At 63.7% G+C, this 23,086-nt stretch carries 10 protein-coding genes; 5 read left to right on the plus strand and 5 right to left on the minus strand.

The genetic code is table 11. The features are described from left to right. Positions 1 to 130: 130 nt before the first annotated feature. From DUGA2_RS04200 to glnE, 3 genes are all read right to left on the minus strand, one after another. Positions 131 to 3,052 carry a TonB-dependent receptor domain-containing protein gene (locus tag DUGA2_RS04200; RefSeq protein ID WP_070267382.1) on the minus strand — a complete coding sequence of 974 codons (2,922 nt, stop codon included), beginning with the start codon at positions 3,050 to 3,052 and terminating at the stop codon, positions 131 to 133. A 190-nt stretch (positions 3,053 to 3,242) separates the two neighbouring features. Further along, complete coding sequence (locus DUGA2_RS04205; protein ID WP_070267384.1) at positions 3,243 to 3,704, minus strand: cache domain-containing protein; 462 nt, start codon at positions 3,702 to 3,704, stop codon at positions 3,243 to 3,245. A 122-nt stretch (positions 3,705 to 3,826) separates the two neighbouring features. Next, the gene (glnE, locus tag DUGA2_RS04210; protein WP_070267386.1) at positions 3,827 to 6,574 is read right to left on the minus strand and encodes a bifunctional [glutamate--ammonia ligase]-adenylyl-L-tyrosine phosphorylase/[glutamate--ammonia-ligase] adenylyltransferase; all 2,748 of its coding nucleotides are present in this window, start codon (positions 6,572 to 6,574) and stop codon (positions 3,827 to 3,829) included. A gap of 152 nt (positions 6,575 to 6,726) precedes the next feature. On the opposite strand from glnE, the gene DUGA2_RS04215 reads away from it, so the two are divergent. The 4 genes from DUGA2_RS04215 to aroG all read left to right on the plus strand — a co-directional run bounded on the left by DUGA2_RS04215 (position 6,727) and on the right by aroG (position 14,574). Continuing rightward, the gene (locus DUGA2_RS04215; protein ID WP_070267389.1) at positions 6,727 to 10,923 is read left to right on the plus strand and encodes a YhdP family protein; all 4,197 of its coding nucleotides are present in this window, start codon (positions 6,727 to 6,729) and stop codon (positions 10,921 to 10,923) included. Between the two features lie 16 nt (positions 10,924 to 10,939). After that, positions 10,940 to 11,737 (plus strand): carbon-nitrogen hydrolase family protein, encoded by a 798-nt coding sequence (locus DUGA2_RS04220; protein WP_070267391.1) that lies wholly within the window; start codon positions 10,940 to 10,942, stop codon positions 11,735 to 11,737. A gap of 40 nt (positions 11,738 to 11,777) precedes the next feature. After that, complete coding sequence (gene tldD / locus DUGA2_RS04225) at positions 11,778 to 13,238, plus strand: metalloprotease TldD (RefSeq protein WP_070267393.1); 1,461 nt, start codon at positions 11,778 to 11,780, stop codon at positions 13,236 to 13,238. A gap of 256 nt (positions 13,239 to 13,494) precedes the next feature. Further along, entirely contained in the window at positions 13,495 to 14,574 is a 1,080-nt protein-coding gene (gene aroG / locus DUGA2_RS04230) for a 3-deoxy-7-phosphoheptulonate synthase AroG (RefSeq protein ID WP_070267395.1), read from the plus strand. A gap of 61 nt (positions 14,575 to 14,635) precedes the next feature. Here the strand turns inward: aroG and DUGA2_RS04235 are convergent, their stop codons facing one another. Together DUGA2_RS04235 and DUGA2_RS04240 are read right to left on the minus strand one after the other, a co-directional pair. Continuing rightward, complete coding sequence (locus tag DUGA2_RS04235) at positions 14,636 to 17,437, minus strand: TonB-dependent receptor domain-containing protein (protein ID WP_229214581.1); 2,802 nt, start codon at positions 17,435 to 17,437, stop codon at positions 14,636 to 14,638. Between the two features lie 514 nt (positions 17,438 to 17,951). After that, positions 17,952 to 20,795, minus strand: coding sequence for a TonB-dependent receptor domain-containing protein (locus DUGA2_RS04240; protein ID WP_070267398.1), 2,844 nt, complete (start codon positions 20,793 to 20,795; stop codon positions 17,952 to 17,954). Between the two features lie 510 nt (positions 20,796 to 21,305). On the opposite strand from DUGA2_RS04240, the gene DUGA2_RS04245 reads away from it, so the two are divergent. Next, entirely contained in the window at positions 21,306 to 23,084 is a 1,779-nt protein-coding gene (locus DUGA2_RS04245; RefSeq protein WP_070267399.1) for an ABC transporter substrate-binding protein, read from the plus strand. Positions 23,085 to 23,086: the final 2 nt, after the last annotated feature.

The raw sequence follows: 23,086 nt of genomic DNA on the forward strand, positions 1-23,086 counted from the left end.
AATTTTTATCAGTATTGCAAATTGTCGGAAAAACATTTTTTCCGATCTGATAATGTATTTGGCGGGTGGCATTTTTGTAAACATAAAATGGCAATACGATCAAAAAAACAATATTACTGTCCCTTTTACGCTACAAGCTGACGCGCAGGCCCAGATAGTAGCGCCGCCCGATCGCATCGTAGGTCGAGGTATCGGTCTCGGTGCCGGTCTGGTTGCCGGGCAGGCCGCTGATGATGGGCGGCGCCTTGGCGTTGAAGACGTTGTCCATGCCCAGGTAGAGCTGCAGCGATTTCCTCAGGTCGTAGGTGAACTGGAAATCGTTGTAGGTGCGCGACCCCACGCCCACGGTGCCCGGCGGGATGCTCAGGCTTTTCAGGAACTGGTCGTCCAGCGACACCGGGCCGGTGTAGGTGGCGGTCCAGTTCAGGCCCACAGGCCCCCATTTGTAGGCGAGGTTGAGGCCGGCGCGGTTGCGCGGGGCGTTGGTGCTGGCTGCCGTGATCTCGCCGACATCGACGTTCTTTTCCGCCTCCGGCGTCGCCTTCTGCCACAAATCGCGCAGCCAGGTCCAGGCCAGGCGGGCGCTCAGCTTGCCGGGCCCGAGCTGGTCCGCCCACGAGGCGGTGAGGTCGACGCCCTCGGTGCCGAAACCGCCGCTATTGGTGGCGGCGATATTGCTGTACTGGATGGAACCGGAACTCAGGTTGCCCACCGCCGCCGGACGGCGCGTGATAAAGCTGCAGAACGCCTGGTTGTTCTGGTTGTAACATTGATCCAGCGCATACTGGCGGTCGGTGTTGACGATGGCGTCGGCGATCTTGATGGTGAAGTAGTCGAGCGTGAAAGTGAACTTGCGCAGCATCGGTACCGAACGTGGCGTCACCACCAGGCCTATCGTGGTGGAGCGGCCTTTTTCCGCCTTCAGGTTGGGGTTGCCGCTGTTGTAGCCGCTGATGCCCTGCTGGTCGGCCTGATTTAACGTGAAAATGCCGCCATGTGCGTTCATATTGGCGGCAACTCCCGGCGCATTGCGGCAATTGACGGCCAGAGCGCTGGTGCCGGCGATGGACACGCCTTCGCAGGGATCGACCAGCCCGGTCGGGAAATCCTGGCTGGGCGCCTGGAACAGCTCGTTGATATTCGGCGCCCGCGTCGATTGCGCGCGCGTGCCGCGCAGCTTGATGTCGCTCGTCACGCCCCATTCGAGGCCGGCGTTCCAGCTGTTGGTGCTGCCGACGGTGGAATAGTCGCCATGGCGCACGGTGCCGAGGAAGCTCAGGTCGCGGGCATAGGGCAGGTCTTTCAGCAGAGGCACCCGGGTTTCGACAAACACTTCGCGCACCAGGAAGTGGCCGAAGGTGGGCGGCAGGGCATTGCCGGCGTTCAGGCCGGACTGCGTCAGCGGATCGGGCACGGCGCTGGATTCCTCGCTGCGCCATTCGAAGCCGGCGGCGACGCCGATGCGGCCGGCAGCCAGGCCAGGCAGTTCGCCGGTGACGGAGCCGCCCGCCAGTTTCTGCGTGATCGCCGTTTCCAGCGAGCCGGGCGCGGTAACGTACTTGAGCGCGGCCGGCGAGATGCTGTTGTAGCCGAAGATATTGATGGGAACGCAGCCCTCGGCCACCGCGTGCGTGTCGCGGCAGACCGGCGTGCCGTCGGCGCCGGGGATGGCCTCCAGCGCGTTGCGCAAGCTCATCACGTTGACCTGGCCGGTGGAATTCTGCGCTTCCTTGGTCTTGCCGTAGCTGAGGTAGGCTTCGTAGTTCCAGTCGCGCAGCGTGCCTTTGAGCCCGGTGGCCAGGCGGAAGGTGTCGCGGTCCACGGTCGAGTGGCGCGGGCCGAACTCGGACAGGCGACGGGTGAAGAAGTAGTCCGGCAAGCCGTCGCCGTCGGTGTCGCTGATGCGGTTGTATAAGTACTGCGGCACCAGCGGGTTCTTGACCAGCACGCCGTTGACCATGGACGCGGCCGGCACTTGGCCGCTGGGCTTGTACACCTGGTCGGAGCCCAGGGGGAAGGATTCGATGTTGGTGTCGACCTTGGACGAGGCGTAAGTGCCTTCGAAAAACGCGCTGTGCTGGTCGTTGAACGCCCAGTTGCCGTTGGTGGCGAACAGGTAGCGCTCGGTCGGCACGGCGATCAGGCGGTAGGCCGAGCGGTTGAAACCGGTGGCGCCGGCGCCGCTGCCGGCCGTGCCATTTTGATTCCACGGGATAATGTTGTTATTCGTATCATAGGTGAAATCCTCGCTGTCGCCGAAGAAATGGCCTTGCGGCGCGTAGCCGGAAAAGTTGGGCCGCTTGGCGACAAAGGCCAGTTCCGGGTGCCCCTGGGTGATGGCCGAGGTCTGGTCGACGGCCGACGCCGCCCTGTCGCGGGAGTACACCGCCCCCTGTTTCGAGTAGCCGAAATGGCCCATGACATTGCTCGCGCCATCGGCGCCGGTGGTGCCGAAAGTCAGCGCCAGTTTCTTTTTGAAGTCGTCGCCTTCGTTGCTGCGGCCGGTTTGCGCATCGAATAACAGGCCATTAAAGTTTTTCTTCAAAATAATATTCACTACGCCCGCCACGGCATCCGAACCATAGGTTGCGGAGGCGCCGCCGGTTAATAATTCAACCCGCTCGATAAAATCGGTAGGTATGGTATTGAGGTCGACGGCGGTATCTCCGGGCACGCCGGAAACAAAACGCCGGCCGTTCATTAATACCAGCGTGCGGGAATCGCCGAGGTTTCTTAAATTAACTGTCGATACGCCGGCGCTGGAAGTCTGGAAATTGGAATTGCTGCGGCTGATAGTCGGCGTGCCCATGGTGGGGTTTTTCTGCAATAAATCCTGCAGATTGGTGGCGCCGGACGCGGCAATATCTACCGAGTTTAATATCTGCAAAGGCGAGGGTGATTCCGCCGCCGGCGACGCAATGCGCGAACCGGTGATCAATACCTTCTGCATCGGCTCGGCAGTTTCCTGGCTGATGGCGGCTTGCGTGCCCAGCGCCAAGCCGCCGGCGCAAAGCAGGCGTATCGAACGGGCGATCGAGTTTTCATTGTTCATTATCCGACTCCTAGGGGTGGTCGCGGTTATTTTGAAATGTCACCGCTTATAGACTGACTAGGCTGCCGAAGAGTTCCGCGCGAATGTAAGCTCGTTTTTGGCGTTTACATGCCAATAATTGGCATGTTCGCAGAATGAGGACGAAAAAAAACCGGGACATCGTCCCGGTCTTGTGTGCGCGCGGCAGGTTTTATTTGTAGATGCCGGAGCCGACCAGCATATCGTCGACTTTTTCAATATAGCCGGATTTGGCTTCCACCGCCTTGGTGACGGGATTCGGCCATTTGAAATCGACCCAGCCTTTGCCCTTGCCTTTGGCGAGGTCGACCATTTCTTTAATCATCGGTTTGCCTTCATTATCCTTGAGGGTAATCAAAGGTTTTCCAACCATTTTAGGATTATTGCCGTGAGCTAAAGCCACGCCATTTAAATCGTACACATAGATATACAGATCGCGGTCATGGAAGGTCGTATTGGCCGGATCGGAAATCGCCGCAAAGGCTTTTTCCTTGCCATCGGATTTAATCAGGGCAACCGCTTTTTTAACCATGGCGACGGCTTCGTCGGGAGTGCCCTTGTCGGCGGCCAGGACGGTCGATGACATGGCAAACATGCTTAAGCTTAACGCTGCGGCACCGAATAATGCTTTCATACCATTTCTCCTCTTGAGTAAAATTGCGATGGCGCTGTGCGCTCTGATGATTGTGTTTTTCAATATTACTGTAGTTAATGAGTTTAACTCATGGCGGTGGCAATTTAACAAATGAATCGTTGTTATGTGGCAACATTGCCATCGAATATGCTGCGCCATAAAGCCAGCACATGGGGCGCATGCGCGGCCACCAATTGCGGATCGATGCGCGCCAAGTCCTGGCCTTGCAGGCGCAGTTGGTGTTGCAGTTTGCGCAACTGGCGATAGGCGTCGCCGACCCTGGCCGCCAGTTCCGCATCGATCAATCCCAGCTCGCCGCACATTTTCAAAAGTGCAATATTGCCGAAGTTGGCGGTCAGCTGCGGATAGGCCGCGGCGTGCTGCAGGATCAGGAATTGGACGATGAACTCGATGTCGATCATGCCGCCCGGATCCTGCTTCAGGTCGAACAGCTCGGTGTGATTGGGCTTGGCGTCGACCATGCGTTTCCGCATTGCAATGACTTCCTGCTTCAGCGGACCGTCGGCCGGACGTTCCTTGCGCAGCACGGCCTGGCGGATTTCCTCGAAGCGCAGGCCGATGGCGGCGTCGCCGGCGCAGAAGCGGGCGCGGGTCAGCGCCTGGTGCTCCCACACCCAGGCCGAATTGCTCTGGTATTTTTCGAACGCCGACACGCTGGACACCAGCATGCCGCTGGCGCCGTCGGGCCGCAGCGCGGTGTCGATGTCGAACAGGATGCCGGCCGACGTATGCGAGGTCATCCAGGTGATAAAACGCTGGGCCAGCTTGGCGTACTGGGCCGGGGCTTCCTGGTCGCTGTCGTCGTACAGGAAGATCACGTCCAGGTCGGACACATAGCCGAGTTCCTTGCCGCCCAGCTTGCCGTAGGCGATCACCGCGAACTGCGGCACCTCGCGGTGGCGCGTGGCCACCGTCTGCCAGATCGCCTTGATGGCGGCGGCGACGATGGTGTCGGCCAGCGCCGACAGATGGTCGGCCAGCTTTTCCACCGTCAGGTCGCCGGCCAGGTCTTGCGCCAGCAGGTGGAACAGCTGGGCGTGGTGGATTTCGCGCAGGATATCCATCTGCCGCTCGGTATCGCCCAGCGCCGAGGCCAGCTGGGTTTCCAGGTCGGCCGCCAGCGCCACCGGGTCGAACACGGCGTTGCGGACGCGGTCGTCCAGCAGCTCGTCGAGCAGGATCGGGTGCTGGCTGAGGAATTGCGCCGCCCAGCCGCTGGCGTGCACCATGCGGATCACCCGCGCCAGCGTGTGCGGATACTCGGTCAGCAGCGACAGATAGGCCGAACGGCGCGCGATCGCCTCCAGGAAATCGAGCAGCCGGCCCAAGGTGGCCTGCTGGCTGCCGCCGCTCGATTCGCGCGAGCACTGGATGATGACGGGCAGCGCCGTGTTGACCAGTCCCAGCAGGCGGTTGCGGCTGGCCTCGGGCATCGATTGCAGGCGCGGCGCTTGCCAGGTGGAGATCAGCCGCTTGGCCGCGCCCTCGGGATCGTCGAAGCCCAGCGCGGCGAAGCGCGACACCATGGCTTCGCGGTTGTCCGGATCGGCGCACTCGTTGCTCGATTGCGGATCGATGTCGTTGTCGCTGTTGCTGGTCTTGTCCGAGAACATTTCATCGAACTGGCCGGCGACGAACTGGCGGTGCGCCTCCAGCTGGGTCAGCAGGGTGGCGGTGTCGGCCAGGCCCATCATCTCGGCCACCAGCTGGCGGTCGGCGTCGTTGGCCGGCAGCGTATGCGTCTGGGCGTCGTCCAGGTATTGCAGGCGGTGCTCCAGATTGCGCAGGAAGGTGTAGGAAGCCAGCAGTTGGTAGACGATGGCGTGGCTTAGCAAGCCTTTTTCGGCGATGATGCGCAGCGTGGTGCGGGTCGAGCGGTCGCGCAGGGCGGCGTCGCGGCCGCCCCGTATCAGCTGGAACACCTGGGCCAGGAACTCGATCTCGCGGATGCCGCCGCGCCCCAGCTTGACGTTGTTGCTGCGGTCCGGGTGCAGCCGCTCCTGGCGGTTGACCTCGGCGCGGATCTGCGCGTGCATATTGCGGATGGCGTCGATGACGCCGAAGTCCAGGTAGCGGCGGAACACAAAGGGCCGCACGATGGCGTCCAGCGCGGCGATATCCTCGGGCTGGCCGGTGACGGCGCGCGCCTTGACCCAGGCGTAGCGCTCCCATTCCCGTCCCTGGACGATCAGGTATTGCTCCACCATGTTCAGGCTGGCGGCCAGCGGGCCGGAGCCGCCGTTCGGCCGTAAAGCCATATCGACGCGGAACGTGTAGCCATCTTCCGTGATCTCCGCCAAAGCCGCGATCAGCTTCTTGCCCAGGCGAACAAAGAACTCGTGGTTGGACAGGCTGCGCTGGCCCGGCCCGGCGACGGTGTCGCCATCTTCCGGGTAGACGAAGATCAGGTCGATGTCGGACGAGACATTGAGCTCGCCGCCGCCTTGCTTGCCCATGGCCAGCACCATCAGCTGCTGCGGCTGGCCGGAATCGCGGCCGATCGGCGCGCCGTGGGCCGCCACCATTTCCGCGTGCAACTCCTGCATATGCCGCTGGATGGCGAAATCGGCGAAGCGCGTCATGGTTTCCACCACCTCGGCCAGGTTGGCCTTGCCGGCCAGGTCGCGGCGGATCAGCACGCACACCAGCAGGTTGCGCAGGCGGCGCATGGCGCGCACCAGCGGCAGCGGCGGGGCGCCTTCCGGCACGTTGGCCGCTTCTTTTGCTAAATAATCGGCAAGATTAATCTGGGCAAGCGATAATTGCGCTAAATCATCAGCCTTGGCGGCGCGGTCGGGAGCGGCGGCCAGCCAGCGCTGGTAAAAACGGGACACAGTTGGTGCGATCATAGGCGACGTGTTTCCTGAAAAAAGCGGTGCGCCCAAGCCATAAGTGGCGCGGGTTTGCACAGGTGTTGCGGTAGAATTGCTGCGCAGGCATAAAAGCTTGAAACCGAGTTTAGCGATTTATTTGACGCATGGCCTGATTTATTAGCTTATTGATGCAAAAACCAGAAGAGGAGACTGTGACAGGCGAGGGGCCTTTGGCCGCGCGCTGGCACCGGCTGCGTGCCGCCTATCGCATCTGCAACCTGGCCACCCACCATGTGCTGGGCTTCACGCTCAAGCTGTTCCTGCTGCTGTACTTCGCCTTCGCCATCCTGTTCCTGACGCTGCGCTACGCGGTGCTGCCGAATATCGACCACTACAAGGGCGATATCGAGCGGGCGGCCAGCCAGGCCGTGGGCAACCGCGTCACCATTTCCCGCATCTACGCTTCCTGGAAGGGCTTGCGGCCCAGCCTGTTCCTGGGCGACGTGGTGCTGCACGACCAGCAGGGCAAGCAGGCGCTGGCGCTGCCCAGCGTGTCGGCCACCGTCTCGTGGTGGAGCGTGCTGGCCGGCGCCGTGCGCTTCGATTCGCTGGAGCTGGTGCGCCCCGAGCTCGACGTGCGGCGCGAAGCCGACGGCCGCCTGCTGGTGGCCGGCATCTACATCGATCCCAAGCGGCCGAGCGACGGCAAGGGCGCCGACTGGCTGCTGGCGCAGCGCGAAATCGTCATCCGCGAAGGCCGCCTGCAATGGACCGACCTGCAGCGCGCCGCGCCGCCGCTGGCGCTGGACGGCCTGACCATCGTGCTGCGCAACCAGTGGCTGCACCACCAGTTCGCGCTGAAGGCGACGCCGCCGCCGGCGCTGGCCGCGCCGCTGGACCTGCGCGCCGACTTCACCCATCCGGCCTTCGGCGCGCGGGTCTCCAATGTGTCGATGTGGAAGGGCGAGGTCTATGCCGACATCCGCGGCGCCGATCTGCTGGCCTGGAAGCCTTGGCTGGACTTCCCGTTCGAACTCAATAGCGGCGGCGGTTCGCTGCGCGCCTGGGTCGGCATCGACCAGTCGCGCCTGACCGGCTTCACCGCCGACGTCGGCCTGCGCGATGTTTCCGCCGTGCTCGGCAAGGAGCTGCCGCTGCTGGACCTGCGCCAGCTGACCGGCCGCATCGCCGCCCGCGAAGAAGCGCCGGCCACCGCGCCGCTGGTGAAGCGGGGCGCGCTCAAGCCGCGCTTCGGCGCGCTGGGCCACAGCATCGAACTGAGCAACCTGACCTTGACCACCAGCGACGGCCTGGTGATGGCGCCGACCTCGCTGTCCGAGCACTACACCGCCGCCAGCGGCGCCAAGCCGGAACGCTATGAAATCCGCGCCCGCCAGCTGGACCTGCAAACCATGGCCGGCCTGGCCGAGCGCCTGCCGCTGACCGAGCACCAGCGCAAGCTGCTGGCCGACTTCGCGCCGCGCGGCCTGCTGCAAAACTTTTCCGCCGAATGGCAGGGCGCGTATCCGGCGCTGCAATCCTACCGCGTCAAGGGCGACCTGGTCGGGCTGGGCCTGAAGCCGCAGCCGCCGCGCCTGGCGCAGGCCAAGACCGCGAAGTCGCCGGCCATCGCCGCCATGCCGGCCATCCCCGGCTTCGACAACCTGAGCGGCGCCATCGACGCCAGCGACCAGGGCGGCAGCTTCAGCCTGGCCTCGCGGCAGCTGGTGCTGCAGATGCCGGACTATTTCAGCGAAGCGTCCATGCCCTTCGATCACCTGAACCTGAAGGCGCGCTGGTCGTTCGAGCCGGACCACCAGCTGCTGCTGCAGATCGACAGCATGGACTTCCTGCAGCAAGGCCTGAGCGGCACGCTGCAAGGCACGCACAAGATGCCGCTGGCCGGCAAGGGCGCCGGCAATATCGACCTCAACGGCACGCTGAACGGTTTCCAGCTCAACCGCATCGACCACTACCTGCCGCTGCAGACCCCGCACGACCTGCGCGCCTGGCTGACCGGTGCGCTCGAAGGCGGCGTCGCCAGCGATGTCACGCTGCGCCTGCGCGGCGACCTGGCGCACTTCCCCTTCCACGGCGACACCGGCGCCGACAAGGCGCGCGGCGAGTTCCGCGTGGCCGGCAAGCTGACCGAGGGCAAGCTCAATTATTCGCCCAGCCATTTCCTGCACGACGGCAAGGAGCTGGGCAAGGACGGCAAGCCGCTGCCGCTGTGGCCGCAGGCCGAGCACATCAAGGGCAGCTTCGTGTTCGACCGCGCCCGCATGGATATCCACGGCGACACCGCCACCACCGGCGGCGTCGCGCTGTCCGGCGTGAAGGCGGTGATCCCCGACCTGACCATCCACGATTCGATGCTGGAAATCGACGGCAACGCGGCCGGGCCGATGCAGGAATATCTCAAGTACATGGCGGCCAGCCCGGTGCTGGAATGGATCTCGCACTTCACCGACGAAACCCAGGCCAGCGGCAACGCCAAGCTGGCGCTGAGCCTGCGCCTGCCGCTGTCGCACCTGATCGACGCCAAGGTGCAGGGCGCGCTGCAACTGATGAACAATGACATCGTGCTGATGAACGACCTGCCGCCGGTGCAGGCGTCGCAGGGCAAGATCGAATTCAACGAACACGGCGTCAACCTGAACCAGCTGTCGGGCACCTTCCTCGGCGGCCCGGTCAGCATCACCGGCGGCAGCCAGAAGGACAATGCCATCGTCGTCAAGCTGGGCGGCATGCTGACGGCCGACGGCTTGCGCAAGAATTATGCTATGCCGGCCATGCAGCGCCTGGCCGGCCACTTCTCGGGCGGCACGCGCTACACCGGCACCGTCACGGCGCGCGACCACCAGGTCGTGGTGGCGGTCGACTCCACGCTCAACGGCCTCGGCATTGAACTGCCGGCGCCGGTCAGGAAGGCCGCGCCGGACGCGCTGCCGCTGCGCTTCGTGCTGACCAGCTCGCTCACGCCGGACGCCGCCGGCGCCGTGCACGACGACATGCGCATCGCCTTGGGCGGCAACATCGCCGCCCGCTACCAGCGCCAGAAGACCGGCAAGACGCCGTGGAAGCTGGTGCGCGGCGGCATAGGCGTGAACACGCCGGCGCCCGAGCCCGACAGCGGCATGGCCTTCAACATCAGCCTGCGGGCCTTGAACGTCGACGCCTGGCTGGACTTCGGCAACGAGATCGCCGGCAAGGCCGACAGCGCGCCGTCCGCCGCCGACGGCGCCGACATCGCCCAGTACGTGATGCCGGACACCATCGCCGCCCGCGCCAGCGAACTGGTGATCGGCGACCGCAAGCTGGACAACGTGGTGGTCGGCGTCAGCCGCCAGAAATCCGTGTGGCAGGCCAGCGTCGATTCCAGCCAGGCCAACGGCTACCTGACCTGGAGCGAACCGTCGACCGGGCAGGGCCTGGGCAAGGTGACGGCCCGCCTGTCGTCGCTGGTGATTCCGGAATCGGCTTCGAAGGACGTACAGGAACTGTTGGACGGCAAGAGCGCGGCCGCCACCATCCCGGCGCTGGACGTGGTGGTCGAGCGATTCGAACTGTTCAACAAGCAGCTGGGCCGGCTGGAACTGCAGGCCAACAACGCGCAGCTGTCGAATGCGCGCGAATGGCGCATCAGCAAGCTGTCGCTGGCCAATCCGGACGGCGAACTGCGGGGCACCGGCAAGTGGGTGACGAAGGATGGCGTGCACACCACCGGCCTGAACTTCAATCTCGACATCGCCGACGCCGGCAAATTGCTGGACCGCTTCGGCTTCGCCGGCACGCTGAAAAACGGCAAGGGCACGCTCAACGGCGACATCGCCTGGAAGGGCTTGCCGTATGCGCTGGACCTGCCCAGCCTGTCCGGCGACATCAAGCTCAACGTGGAGAAGGGCCAGTTCCTGAAGCAGGATCCGGGCGCCGCCAAGCTGCTCGGCGTGCTCAGCCTGCAGGCCCTGCCGCGCCTGCTCAAGCTGGATTTCCACGACGTGTTTTCCGACGGCCTGGCGTTCGACGGCATCACCGCCAACGCCGCCATCAACCACGGCATCGCCAAGACCGACAACTTGAAAATGCACGGCGTCGCCGCCACCGTCTTGATGGACGGCAGCGCCGACATCGCCAACGAAACCACCAACCTGCATGTGGTGGTGATACCGGAAGTGAATCTGGGCACGGCGCCGCTGGTGTATGCGCTGGCCGTCAATCCGGTGATCGGCCTGGGCAGCTTCCTGGCGCAGCTGTTCCTGAGCGCGCCGGTGATGAAGGCCTTGACCTATCATATGCAAGTGACCGGGCCCTGGAAGGCGCCGGTCGTCACCAAGCTCGACGCCGCCAAAGTGGAGCCGCCGCCCGCCGCCAAGGGCATGCACTAAATTGAACGGGAGTGCCATGAATACAGTCGCCGCAGTACAAATGATTTCCTCGCCGTCCGTGACGGAGAACATCGCCACCGCGCGCCGCCTCGTCAAGCAGGCCGCCGACGCCGGCGCCACGCTGGTGCTGCTGCCGGAATACTGGGCCATCATGGGCGTGAACGACAGCGACAAGGTCGGCGTGGCCGAGCCGCTGGGCCGGGGCGCCATCCAGGACTTCATGTCCGCGCTGGCGAAGGAGCTGGAGATCTGGCTGATCGGCGGCACCCTGCCGCTGGCCTCCGACGATGCCGAGAAAGTCATCAACACCACGCTGGTCTACAACCCGCAGGGCGAGCACGTGGGCCGCTACGACAAGATCCACCTGTTCGGCTTCACCAAGGGCACGGAGTCGTACAACGAATCCAGGACCATCGTGCCGGGCAAGAACGTCGGCGTGTTCGAGGCGCCGTTCGGCAAGGTCGGCATGTCGGTCTGCTACGACCTGCGCTTCCCCGAGCTGTACCGCGCCATGGGGCCGGTGTCGCTGATCGTCGTGCCGGCCGCGTTCACCTACACCACCGGCCATGCGCACTGGGAAATCCTGCTGCGCGCGCGCGCCATCGAAAACCAGTGCTATGTGCTGGCGGCGGCGCAGGGCGGCAACCATCCGAACGGCCGCCGCACCTGGGGCCACAGCATGCTGATCGACCCCTGGGGCGCGGTCAAGGCCGTGCTGGCCGAGGGCGAGGGCGTGGTCCACGGCGATATCGACCTGGTGTTCATGGACAGCGTCCGCCAGAGCCTGCCTGCGCTCAAACACCGGACCATGTGAACTCCGCTACAATTGCACCACACTACTAGAAGACACCATCATGAAGCCATTTGAACCGAATCTGTCCACCCTTGCCGTGGCGCGCGACATCCTGCTGACGCCGTTCGGGCTGGACGAAGCCAAGCTGCTCAAGACGCTGGGCTCGATGTTCACCCACAAGGTCGACTACGCCGACCTGTATTTCCAGTTCACCAAAAACGAAGGCTGGAGCCTGGAAGAGGGCATCGTCAAGACCGGCAGCTTCTCGATCGACCAGGGCGTCGGCGTGCGCGCCGTGTCCGGCGACAAGACCGCCTTCGCCTATTCGGACGATATCTCGGAAGCGGCCCTGATGGACGCGGCCTCGGCCACGCGCACCATCGCCCGCGCCGGCGCCGGCAAGATCAAGGTGGCCGGCGCGATGACGCCGAGCGGCGGCCGCTCGCTGTACCTGCCGCACGATCCGCTGGTGTCGCTGGACGCGACCGCCAAGGTCAAGCTGCTGGAGCGCATCGAAAAAATGGCGCGCGCCAAAGACCCGCGCGTGGTGCAGGTGATGGCCAGCCTGGCCGGCGAATACGATGTGGTGCTGGTGGTGCGCAGCGATGGCGTGCTGGCGGCCGACATCCGCCCGCTGGTGCGCGTGTCGCTGACGGTGATCGTCGAACAGAACGGCCGGCGCGAGATGGGTTCGTCCGGCGGCGGCGGCCGCTACGACTACGGCTACTTCAGCGATACGCTGCTGGAACAATACGCGGCCGACGCCGTCAACTCGGCGGTGGTCAACCTCGACGCGCGCCCGGCGCCGGCCGGTCCGATGACCGTCGTGCTGGGACCGGGCTGGCCCGGCATCCTGCTGCACGAAGCGATCGGCCACGGCCTGGAGGGCGACTTCAACCGCAAGGGTTCGTCGACCTTCTCCGGCATGATCGGCGAGCGCGTCGCCGCCAAGGGCGTGACGGTGGTGGACGACGGCACGCTGGCCGACCGCCGCGGTTCGCTCAACATCGACGATGAAGGCAATCCGACCCAGTGCACCACGCTGATCGAGGACGGCATCCTGAAAGGCTACATCCAGGACACCATGAACGCGCGCCTGATGAAGATGCCGGTGACGGGCAACGCCCGCCGCGAATCGTTCGCCCACCTGCCGATGCCGCGCATGACCAACACCTATATGCTGGGCGGCGACAAGGATCCGGCGGAAATCCTGGCCTCGGTCAAGAACGGCCTGTACGCGGTCAATTTCGGCGGCGGCCAGGTCGACATCACCAACGGCAAGTTCGTGTTCTCGGCCAGCGAGGCCTATATGATCGAGGACGGCAAGGTGACGTACCCGGTCAAGGGCGCCACGCTGATCGGCAACGGTCCGGAAGTGCTGAACCGCGTCTCCATGATCGGCAACGACATGCGCCTGGACCCGGGCGTGGGCGTGTGCGGCAAGGAAGGCCAGAGCGTGCCGGTGGGCGTGGGGCAGCCGACGCTGCGCATCGACGGCGTGACCGTGGGCGGCACGGCATGAGCATGAGCTTATAGCCATAAACTACTTGCCAACCTGAGAACAATAGCGTTATAGTCATTTAAACACCGACGGAAATCTGTACATGACCCGCTTCTTCTTTACCGGCTACTTTTACTTTAGCAATTCCAACCCAAAGGCGGTGGAGTAGCGGCCGGTGCACGTAGAAGCAAAGACGAGTTCCAGCAAATTCCAGAAAACCGCCTCCCGAGGCGGTTTTTTTTTACCCTACTTTTTGATTCATCACCTGGAGAACAGCATGCCCCGTACCGATGATTTGCGCATCCGTGAAATGAAGGAATTGACGCCGCCGTCCCATCTGATACGCGAATTCGCGTGTTCGGAACAGGCCGAGCAAACCGCCGCGGACGCCCGCATCGCGCTGCACCGCATCCTGCACGGCCAGGACGACCGCCTGATGGTGGTGGTCGGCCCGTGCTCCATCCACGATCCGAAAGCGGCGATGGAATATGCGCGCCGCCTGGTGGTGCTGCGCCGCGAACTGGCCGGCGACCTCGAGATCGTCATGCGCGTCTACTTCGAGAAACCGCGCACCACCGTCGGCTGGAAGGGCATGATCAACGACCCGTACATGGACAGCAGCTTCCGCATCAACGACGGCCTGCGCATGGCGCGCGAACTGCTGCGCGACATCAACGAGCTGGGCCTGCCGGCCGGCACCGAATACCTGGACGTGATCAGCCCGCAATACATCGCCGACCTGATCAGCTGGGGCGCGATCGGCGCCCGCACCACGGAATCGCAGGTGCACCGCGAGCTCGCCTCCGGCCTGTCGTGCCCGGTCGGCTTCAAGAACGGCACCGACGGCAACGTCAAGATCGCGGTCGAGGCGATCAAGGCGGCTTCGCAGCCGCACCACTTCCTGTCCGTCACCAAGGGCGGCCACTCGGCCATCGTCTCCACCAACGGCAACGAGGATTGCCACATCATCCTGCGCGGCGGCAAGACCCCGAACTACGACGCCGCCAGCGTCGATGAAGCCTGCAAGGCGATCGCGGCCCAGGGCCTGGCGGCGCGCCTGATGATCGACGCCTCGCACGCCAACAGCTCGAAGAAGCCGGAGAACCAGGTGCCGGTGTGCGCCGACATCGGCCGCCAGGTGGCGGGCGGCGACAACCGCATCGTCGGCGTGATGGTGGAATCGCACCTGGTGGCCGGCCGCCAGGACCTGGTGCCGGGCAAGGAGCTGACCTACGGCCAGTCGGTCACGGACGGCTGCATCGACTGGGACAGCAGCGTGCAGGTGCTGCACGACCTGGCCGCCGCCGTGCGCCAGCGCCGCCTGGCCACCCAGGCGGCCGAGGCCGCCGCCAAGTAAGGCCGGCCGGTACAGGCAAAAAAAAACCCCGGCGAGCCGGGGTTTTTTGATGGTGCAGCGATCAGAACTTGTAGGCAGCGCTGACGTAGAAGGTACGGCCCAGCGGGTCCGAGTAACGGCCGTCGTAGCCCACCTGGTTGCCGCCGCCCGAGTTACGCACGGTGAACGGTGGATCCTGGTCCAGCAGGTTCTTGATGCCGGCGGTCAGGGTCAGGTTCTTGATGTAGTTGGCTTTGACCTGGTAATCGACGGTGGTGTACGACTTGACGTCGCGAACCATGTCGACCGCGCCGCCGATGCTGCCGTCGGCGTTGACGACGCGTACGGCCAGATCGTCTGCCGTCAGTGGTTTGTCGTGGTAGCCGCTGCGGTAGTTGACGGTCAGCGAGTTGGTCAGCTTCTCCGACGTCTTCAGTGCGAACACCACTTTCGAGATCACGCGGAACACCACGTCGTCATAGGAGTTGAAGCGGCCGATGCTCTTCTCGGTGCCGACGCCTGGTACGTCCTGCTCTGCTTTGAGCATGTAGGTACCGGTCCAGTTCACGCTGGCCTTGCCGATCGGCGTGGCCGCGCGGAAGGTGGTGTCCCAGTCCAGGCCGCGGAAGTGCGATGAAGCCAGGTTCAGCGGTTTGCGGATCGCCACCAGCACATTGCTCTTCTGGATAGGATCGGCGTACACCGCGATGTACTGGTTGGCCAGCGTCGGGTTGGTGTACAGCTGGTCTTGCGAGAAGGTGCGAATCTGGTTCTTCAGCTTGACGTCCCACATGTCCAGGCCGAACGACAGCATGGTGCTAGGCTCCAGGCGGAAGCCGAGCGTGGCTTGCTTGGATTCTTCCGCCTTCAGCGCGCCATCGCCGGTGGCCGGGTTGCCGACGTCCAGCAGCGCGTATTCCGACGAGCCAGGACGGCAGTAGACCGCGCGCGGATCAGGTGCTTTGACCGGGCAAGGGAAGGGGTTCGACGAACCGGCGTTTTTCAGCGGGTCGGCGATGTTGTTCATCGTTGGCGCCTTGAAGCCGGTGCCATAGGAGCTGCGCAGCAGCAGTTGCGAGGTCGGGGTGTAGCGTACCGACAGCTTGTAGGTGGCCTTGGCCACGTCTTCGCCAACCTTGCCCGACGGCGAAGCCTTGCCGTTGGAATCGTAGCTGATGTTTTTCTTGTCGACGGCGGCGTAGCTGTCGTAACGCACGGCGGTGGTCGCTTCCAGGTTTTTCGCGATCGGCAGCAGCAGCTCGCCGAACGCACCCCAGTTGGTACGGCTGGCGTCGAGCGCCTGGGCGCCGGTGCCGCCGCCGATTTCCACGTCGGTCCAGCCCGGATTGCCGGGGCCTGGGCCCATGGCGATCTTCGATGGCGTGTCCTGGTAGGTCTGCTTGGTGAAGTCGGCGCCCACGCCCAGCGATGCGGCGCCGCCCGGCAGTTCGAATACTTCGCGCGACGCGTGCGCGCCGATCACGTCGATCTTGGATTTGGTGACGTCCAGTTGCTGATGCAGCACGGCCGGGGCCAGCACGGCGGCGGCGCCGGCGTTGGAGACGAACGGATTGTAGGCGCCGGTGCGGACCAGTTCCTCGAACTTGTCGCCGCTCATGTAGCCGGACAGCGCTTCGTCGGTCTGCTTGTTCTGCGAATGGGTGAACGATGCGCCCATGTCCCAGCCTGCATACGAGCTGTCGATGCCCAGCACGAAGTGGGCGGCGTCGGTGCGGTACTCATCTTTACGGCCGCCGGCGTCGGCGCCGCGGTAGTACCACAGCGCGTCGGTGACGTCGGCCGGGTTCACGCCCTGGCCGGCCAGCAGCGGCACGATGCTCTTGTTGTAGGCGCCGATGTAGTTGGGGTTGATGCTTTTGACGCCGCTGACAGGGTCGGTGCTGAACACGGTCAGTGGCTGGGCAGCCGGCGCGTAGCGCGCGCTGTTGGTGAACTTGGAGAGCACCAGTTCGCTGAACACCGTGGTTTCTTGGTTGATGCGCAGCTTGCCCGACGCGAACACGCTGTCGCGTTTCAGCTCGGGCAGCAGTTGCACGGTGGCCGGATAGTCGAAGCGGCAGGCGCCGCTGCGCGAGAAGGTGTTGGCCTGGGTGCAGGAACCCTTGTTCAGCAGATCGGTGTTGAGCACGACGTCGTCGTTCGCGGTCACGACTTCAACGTTGGCCGGGGTCGAGTTGATACTGGTTTGCCAAGTGGCGTACTGCTTGCCGTTGTGGGTGAACTTCTGCACGCCGGACTTGGCGAAGTCGCGCTGGACCGAGTTCAGTTCTTTCTGCTCGTCGTGGCTGTAGGCCAGCAGCACGTTGTAGCCGTCGGTTTCCAGGTCGCCGAAGCCCTTGGTGATGGAAATGCTGCCGCTCTTGCCGCCGGATTTTTGCGGCGCATCGAAAGTGCCTTCGATGGTCAGGTCGCGCACGTTCTTTTTCAGGATGAAGTTGACCACGCCGGCGATCGCGTCCGAGCCGTACAGCGTCGATGCGCCGTCGGTCAGGATCTCGACGCGTTCGACGGCCGACAGCGGAATGCTGGCCAGGTTGACCGCGCTGCCGGTGCCGTAAGGCGCCATGCGGCGGCCGTTCAGCAGCACCAGCGTGTACTGGGTGCCGATGGCGTGGATCGATGCGGTTTGCACACCGTTGCCGCCACCGTTGACGGAGGTCGAGGAAGTGATGAAGCCCTGCATCGACGGCAGTTGCGCGACCAGGTCGGCCACGTTGTTGGCGCCGCTTTGCTCGATGTCGGCGCGGGTCAGCGTTTGTACAGGAAGCGAACCTTCCTTGGCGATACGTTTGATCGACGAACCGGTGATCTCAACGCGCGCGACATTGTCGGCGTCGCTGGTTTGCGCGAACGCGGCGTGCATACCCAGAGCCAAGCCGCTGGCGCACAACAGACGCACGGATCGCGCCAATACTGTTTCAACCATCATTATCTTTCTCTCCCATGTAAAAACGATGAACACCCAAGTGTTTTTTATGACTTGTGAAAAGAACCAGACGTTCTTCACTTCTTCATCAGAGCATCTGCCCGACTTTACTGTCAATGTTGCTAACGTTTATCGGACGGCAAAAAAGCGCCCAAACCAAGCTAGACAACTTGGCACCAAATCCGCGCAAAAAAGCGCTCTAATTTGGTGCGGGCGCGCTTGGCATGTATAAAACATTGTAAATTCGGTAAAAAAAAGCGAAAGTATTGAGCCGCCGTCGTCGGCTTGCAACATGATGGTGCCGTCGCCGGAGCGTGAACCTGGTTTTAGGGGGAAACAGAGCGTTACATTAATGCGACAGTCGGGGAGGGGGAGGGGACGTGCGGACGCCCCCGTCTTCCGAAAAAGACGGGGGCGGTGGGCAGGCGGCCGCCGGCCGCCTGCCGTGGGCTTAGAACTTGTACGAACCTACCAGGTAGAACTGGCGGCCCAGCGGGTCGGTGTAGCGGCCGTCGTAGCCGGACTGGTTGCCGCCGCCAGCGTTGCGGATGGTGAACGGCGGAGCGATGTCGGCGATGTTTTTGATGCCGGCGGTCAGCGTGAACTGCTTGCTGAGCGCAATCTTGCTCTGCCAGTCGAAGGTGGTGTACGAGGACACGCGACGCTTGAAGGCAACGTAGTCGCCCAGGCTGCCGTCGGCGTTGACCGCGCGGACCACGCTGTCGTCCTCGGTGTACACCTGGTCGGTGTAGCCCGAGTGGTAGTTGGCCGTCAGCGCGTGGGTGAAGCGGTCGCTGGTGCGCAGCGAGGCGGTCACTTTCGAGATCCAGCGGAAGGTCACGTCCGAGTAGGAGTTGAAGCGGCCGATGTTCTTCTCGACGCCGCTTTCAGGGGTTTCCTGTTCAGCCTTGCTCATGAAGGTACCGGTCCACTGCACGTTCAGCTTGCCGTACGGCGTGGCCGTTTTGTAGCTGTGATCCCAGTCGATACCCTGGAAGTGCGAGGATGCCAGGTTGAACGGGGTCAGCGCGGCGGCCAGCACGTTCTGCTTCTGGATCGGGTCGAAGTAGGAGCGCAGCAGGCTGTCGTACAGCTTAGGATTGCCGAACACGGTGTCTTCCGACAGCGTCTGGATCTGGTTGTTCAGCTTGACGTCCCAGAAGTCGAAGCCGATCGACAGGCCGGCGGCCGGCTCCAGGCGGAAGCCCAGGGTCGCTTGCTTGGACTGTTCCGGCTTCAGTGCGCCGGCGCCGGTGGCGGCGTTACCGCCGGTCAGCAGGTTGTATTCCGACGAGCCTGGGTTGCACAGCGGGAAGCGCGGATCGCTAGGCGCGGTGATCGGGCAGGCGTGGAACTGCGACGAACCGCCGTTCACCAGTGGCTTGACGATGTTGGTCAGGCTAGGCGCCTTGAAGCCGGTGCCGTAGGAACCGCGCAGCAGCAGCGTGTCGACCGGATTCCAGCGCAGCGCCAGCTTGTAGGTGGCCTTGCTGGCGGTCTCGCCCTGGGTGCCCGAGGCGATCAGGTTGCCGGCGGTGTCGAAGTTCTTGTCGTTGGTGACGGCGCTGAAATGGTCATAACGGGTCGACGCGGTCAGATCCATGGACTTCATGATCGGCAGCAGCAGTTCGCCGTATGCGCCCCAGTTCTTGCGGCTGGCGTCGATCGGCAGTGCGCCGGCGCCGCCGCCAACGATGGCGTCGGTGAAGTTAGGCTGTTGCTTGTTCTGGCCTTGCGAGAACGCATCCGGGGCTTCCGAATAGTGCTGTTTGGTGAAGTCGCTGCCGATCGCCAGCTGGGCGGTGCCGGCTGGCATCTTGAACAGTTCGGTCGAAGCGCTCGCTTGCAGCACGTCGATCTTCGACTTGGTTTCGTTGAGCTGGTTGTGCAGCACGGCCGGCGCCAGCACCTCCTTCGAAGTGCCCGACGGCGCGAACGGATCGAACTTGCCGTTGTTGACCAGGGCGTCGAAGGCGTTCAGGCTCATGTAGCCGCCGGCGGCGGTGTCGGTCTGGCTGTTTTCCGAGTGGGTGTAGGCGGCGCGGTAGTCGAAGCCCTTGAACGAGCCGTCGACGCCGAAGGCCAGGTGCTTGGCTTCGGTCTTGTACTGGTCGGCGCGGCCGCCGGCGTCCACCAGGCGCAGGTTCATCGCCACGCTCGTCACCGAGTTCGGGTCGATGCCCAGGCGCGACAGGTATGGCGCGATGGATTTCTTGTACAACGCGCTGCCGACCGGAATGCCCAGCGGCTGTGCCGGCGGCGCGTACACGGCGGTGTTGCTGAACGACGAACCCAGTGCTTCCAGGAAGAAGTTGGTGCTTTCGTTGATGCGGTAGTTCAGCGAGCCGAACAGGCTGTCACGCTTCAGGCCAGGCGTGTCTTGCACGGTGGCGGCGTAGTCGAACAGGCAGCGGTTGCCGACGTTGAACAGGTTGGGGCCGTTGCACTTGCCGGTTTCCAGGAAGTTCGGGCCGAACGAGGCGCTGGAGGCCACGCCCTTGGCGTTGTTGTACTTGACGGTGGCGTTGCCCGGGATGGAGTTCGAGCTCAGCTGGTACAGCGAGTATTTCTTGCCGCTGTCCTCGAAGGCGATCACGCCCGATTTCGAGAAGTCGCGCTCGGCGGCGTACATGGCCTTGCTCTCATCGTGCGCGGCCGACAGCAGGACGTTGAAGCCGTCCTTGTCCAGGTCGCCCCAGCCTTTGGAAACCGACACGTTGCTGGTCTGGCCGCCGCTGCTTTTCGGCGAGTTGAACGAACCTTCGATGATCAGGTCGGTCTGGTTCTTTTTCAGGATGAAGTTGACCACGCCGGCGATGGCGTCCGAGCCGTACAGGGTGTTGGCGCCGTCGGTCAGGATCTCGACGCGCTCGACCGCCGCCAGCGGAATGCTGGCCAGGTTGACGGTGGAGCCGGAGGTGGCCGGCGCCAGGCGGCGGCCGTTCAGCAGCACCAGGGTGTAGCCTTCGCCGATGGCGTGGATCGAGGCGGTCTGCAGACCGCCGCCGCCGCCGTTGACGGACATCGAGGAGGTGGTGAAACCTTGCATCGAAGGCAGGGTCGCGATCAGGTCGGCGACGCTGCTGGCGCCGCTCTGCTCGATCTGCAGCTTGGACAGCGTCTGCACCGGCAGCGCGCCCTCGGACGTGATGCGCTTGATGCTGGAGCCGGTGATTTCCACGCGCTGGATAGGCGCATCCGGAGCGGTCTGGGCCACAGCCGCTTGCATGCCGAGCGCCAGGCCACTGGCGCAGATCAGGCGTACCGAGCGGGACAATACAGTTTCAACCATCATTATTTTTGCTCCCAATTTAAAACGAGGTAAACACAAGGGTGTGATTTATTTTTTTTATCGGCGATCGGCTGCCGTCTGAAAAAAACACCAACGTTCTTTTCGTCTTTTCATCAGATCACCCGGCGACATTGACTGTCAACGCACAAACTACCAAGGTGATAGCTAAAGGTTATTCTTTACTTGATTGCAACAATGAACCAAAAACGGACGTCAAAACGCTCTAATTTGGTGCGCGAAGCAAAAAATAGCTGTGTAACATTGATTTAGTATCAAAAAAGAAGGGAAAATCTTGTGACTTCGTCGGTTGCATGCAACAAGTTGGTGCAGCGCAATTTCATGAACCTGCGTTCATGCCGCTACATCGCGTTACATTTATGCGACATGAGGCCGCGTAGCGGGCCCCGCCGCGCCCGCCGTTGCCTTTTAGTCTTTCGCTATCGCCTATGGGCATTTCGGCTGAAGGCGATTTGTTGTATTGTTCAGGCACCTATCAGCGGCCGGAGGAAGCGCATGCAGTGCATCAAATTCGCCGCCGCCTTGAGCGCCGCCTGCTGGTCGCTGGCGGTGCTGGCGGCGCCGCCGGTCAAGACGCTGCGCTACATCCTGCCGGCGGCCGAGGCCAGTTTCGACCCCGCGCTGGGGCGGGATTTATATACCGGCCACATCACCGAAGCGATCTTCGAAACCCTGTACACCTACGATTACCTGGCGCGCCCGGTCAAGCTGGCGCCCGAGACGGCGGCGGCCTTGCCCGAGGTGTCGGCCGACGGCAAGACCTATCTGATCCGCCTGAAGCCGGGCGTGCACTTCACGCCCGACCCGGCCTTCGGCGGCAAGCCGCGCGAGCTGACCGTGGCCGACTACGTGTATTCGTGGAAGCGGCTGTTCGACCCCAGGCTGGCCTCGCCGAACAGCTGGCTGCTGGAAGGCAAGGTGGTGGGCCTGGACGCGCTGGCCGGGCAGGCCAAACAGACCGGCCGCTTCGACTACGACGCGCCGGTGGCGGGCCTGGAGCAGATCGACCGCTACACGCTGCGCATCCATCTGACGCACAGCGATTTCAGCCTGGGCATGATCCTGGCCTACGAGCCGATGGCGGCGGTGGCGCGCGAAGTGGTGGAGAAGTACGGCGACAGCAAGGGCGAGGTGGCCGGCCATCCGGTCGGCACCGGCGTCTACAAGCTGGGCCAGTGGATACGCGGCAGCCGCATCGTGCTGGAGGAGAACACCGGCCACCGCGCCGAGTTGTGGAACTTCGAACCCGGCGCCGGGGACCGCGCCGACGACGAGCGCATCATCCGCCAGATGCGGGGCAAGAAGATCCCGCAGATCGGCCGCATCGAGATCAGCATCCAGGTGGAGGACCAGTCGCGCTGGCTGTCCTTCACCAGCGGCGAGGCCGATCTGTTCTGGCTCGACGGGCCGCTGGCGCCCAAGGGCCTGGCCGACGGCAAGCTGCGGCCGGAACTGGCGGCGCGCGGCATCCAGCTGTCGCGCATCGTCGATCCGGTGCTGACCTATTATTACTGGAATATGCGCGATCCGGTGGTGGGCGGCTTCGGCAAGGAGAAGATCGCCTTGCGCCGCGCGATCGCGATGGCGCACGACGTCGACGAGGAAATCCGCCTGGTGCTCAACGGCGAGGCGCGGCGGCTGGAGTTCCCCATTCCGCCCGGCGTGGAAGGGCACGACCCCGGCTACCAGGGCCTGCTGCGCTACGACCCCGCGCTGGCCAACCGGCTGCTGGACCGCTACGGCTACAAGAAGGGCGCCGACGGCTGGCGCACCCTGCCGGACGGCAAGCCGCTGCTGATCCGCTACACCTCGCGCAACGAGGCGGCCGGCGTGCTGATGGCCGAGCTGTGGCGCAAGACTTACCAGCGGCTCGGCATCCGCATGGAAAACCAGCGCATGATCTTCAGCGACATCCAGCAGGCGGAACTGCTGTGCAAGCTGCAGACGCGCACCTACCAGTGGATGGCCGACTACCCGGACGGCGACAACTTCATGCAGCTGTTCTACGGCCGCAACATCAACCAGAACAACAACGGCTGTTACCAGGATCCGCAGTTCGACCAGTGGTACGAAGCCAGCCACGCGATGCCGCCGGGACCGCAGCGCGACGCGCTCTACCGCAAGATGGCGCGGCTGCTGGAAGTGCAGGCGGCGGCGATGCCGGCCTATTCGCGTTACCGCAGCATGCTGGCGCAACCGGCCGTGCTGGGGTATAAGAAGCATCCCATCCTGCATCAGGAATGGAAGTACATCGATATCGAGCGCAAGGACTAGAA

It is taken from the genome of Duganella sp. HH101, assembly GCF_001758795.1.
Classification (GTDB): Bacteria; Pseudomonadota; Gammaproteobacteria; order Burkholderiales; family Burkholderiaceae_D; genus Rugamonas; species Rugamonas rivuli.

What these genes read in the sequence shown, in the direction of transcription:
- DUGA2_RS04200 (WP_070267382.1), bottom strand. Translation starts at nt 3,052, where the DNA reads ATGAACAATGAAAACTCGATCGCCCGTTCGATACGCCTGCTTTGCGCC.
- DUGA2_RS04205 (WP_070267384.1), bottom strand. Translation starts at nt 3,704, where the DNA reads ATGAAAGCATTATTCGGTGCCGCAGCGTTAAGCTTAAGCATGTTTGCC.
- glnE (WP_070267386.1), bottom strand. Translation starts at nt 6,574, where the DNA reads ATGATCGCACCAACTGTGTCCCGTTTTTACCAGCGCTGGCTGGCCGCC.
- DUGA2_RS04215 (WP_070267389.1), top strand. Translation starts at nt 6,727, where the DNA reads ATGCAAAAACCAGAAGAGGAGACTGTGACAGGCGAGGGGCCTTTGGCC.
- DUGA2_RS04220 (WP_070267391.1), top strand. Translation starts at nt 10,940, where the DNA reads ATGAATACAGTCGCCGCAGTACAAATGATTTCCTCGCCGTCCGTGACG.
- tldD (WP_070267393.1), top strand. Translation starts at nt 11,778, where the DNA reads ATGAAGCCATTTGAACCGAATCTGTCCACCCTTGCCGTGGCGCGCGAC.
- aroG (WP_070267395.1), top strand. Translation starts at nt 13,495, where the DNA reads ATGCCCCGTACCGATGATTTGCGCATCCGTGAAATGAAGGAATTGACG.
- DUGA2_RS04235 (WP_229214581.1), bottom strand. Translation starts at nt 17,437, where the DNA reads ATGCACGCCGCGTTCGCGCAAACCAGCGACGCCGACAATGTCGCGCGC.
- DUGA2_RS04240 (WP_070267398.1), bottom strand. Translation starts at nt 20,795, where the DNA reads ATGATGGTTGAAACTGTATTGTCCCGCTCGGTACGCCTGATCTGCGCC.
- DUGA2_RS04245 (WP_070267399.1), top strand. Translation starts at nt 21,306, where the DNA reads ATGCAGTGCATCAAATTCGCCGCCGCCTTGAGCGCCGCCTGCTGGTCG.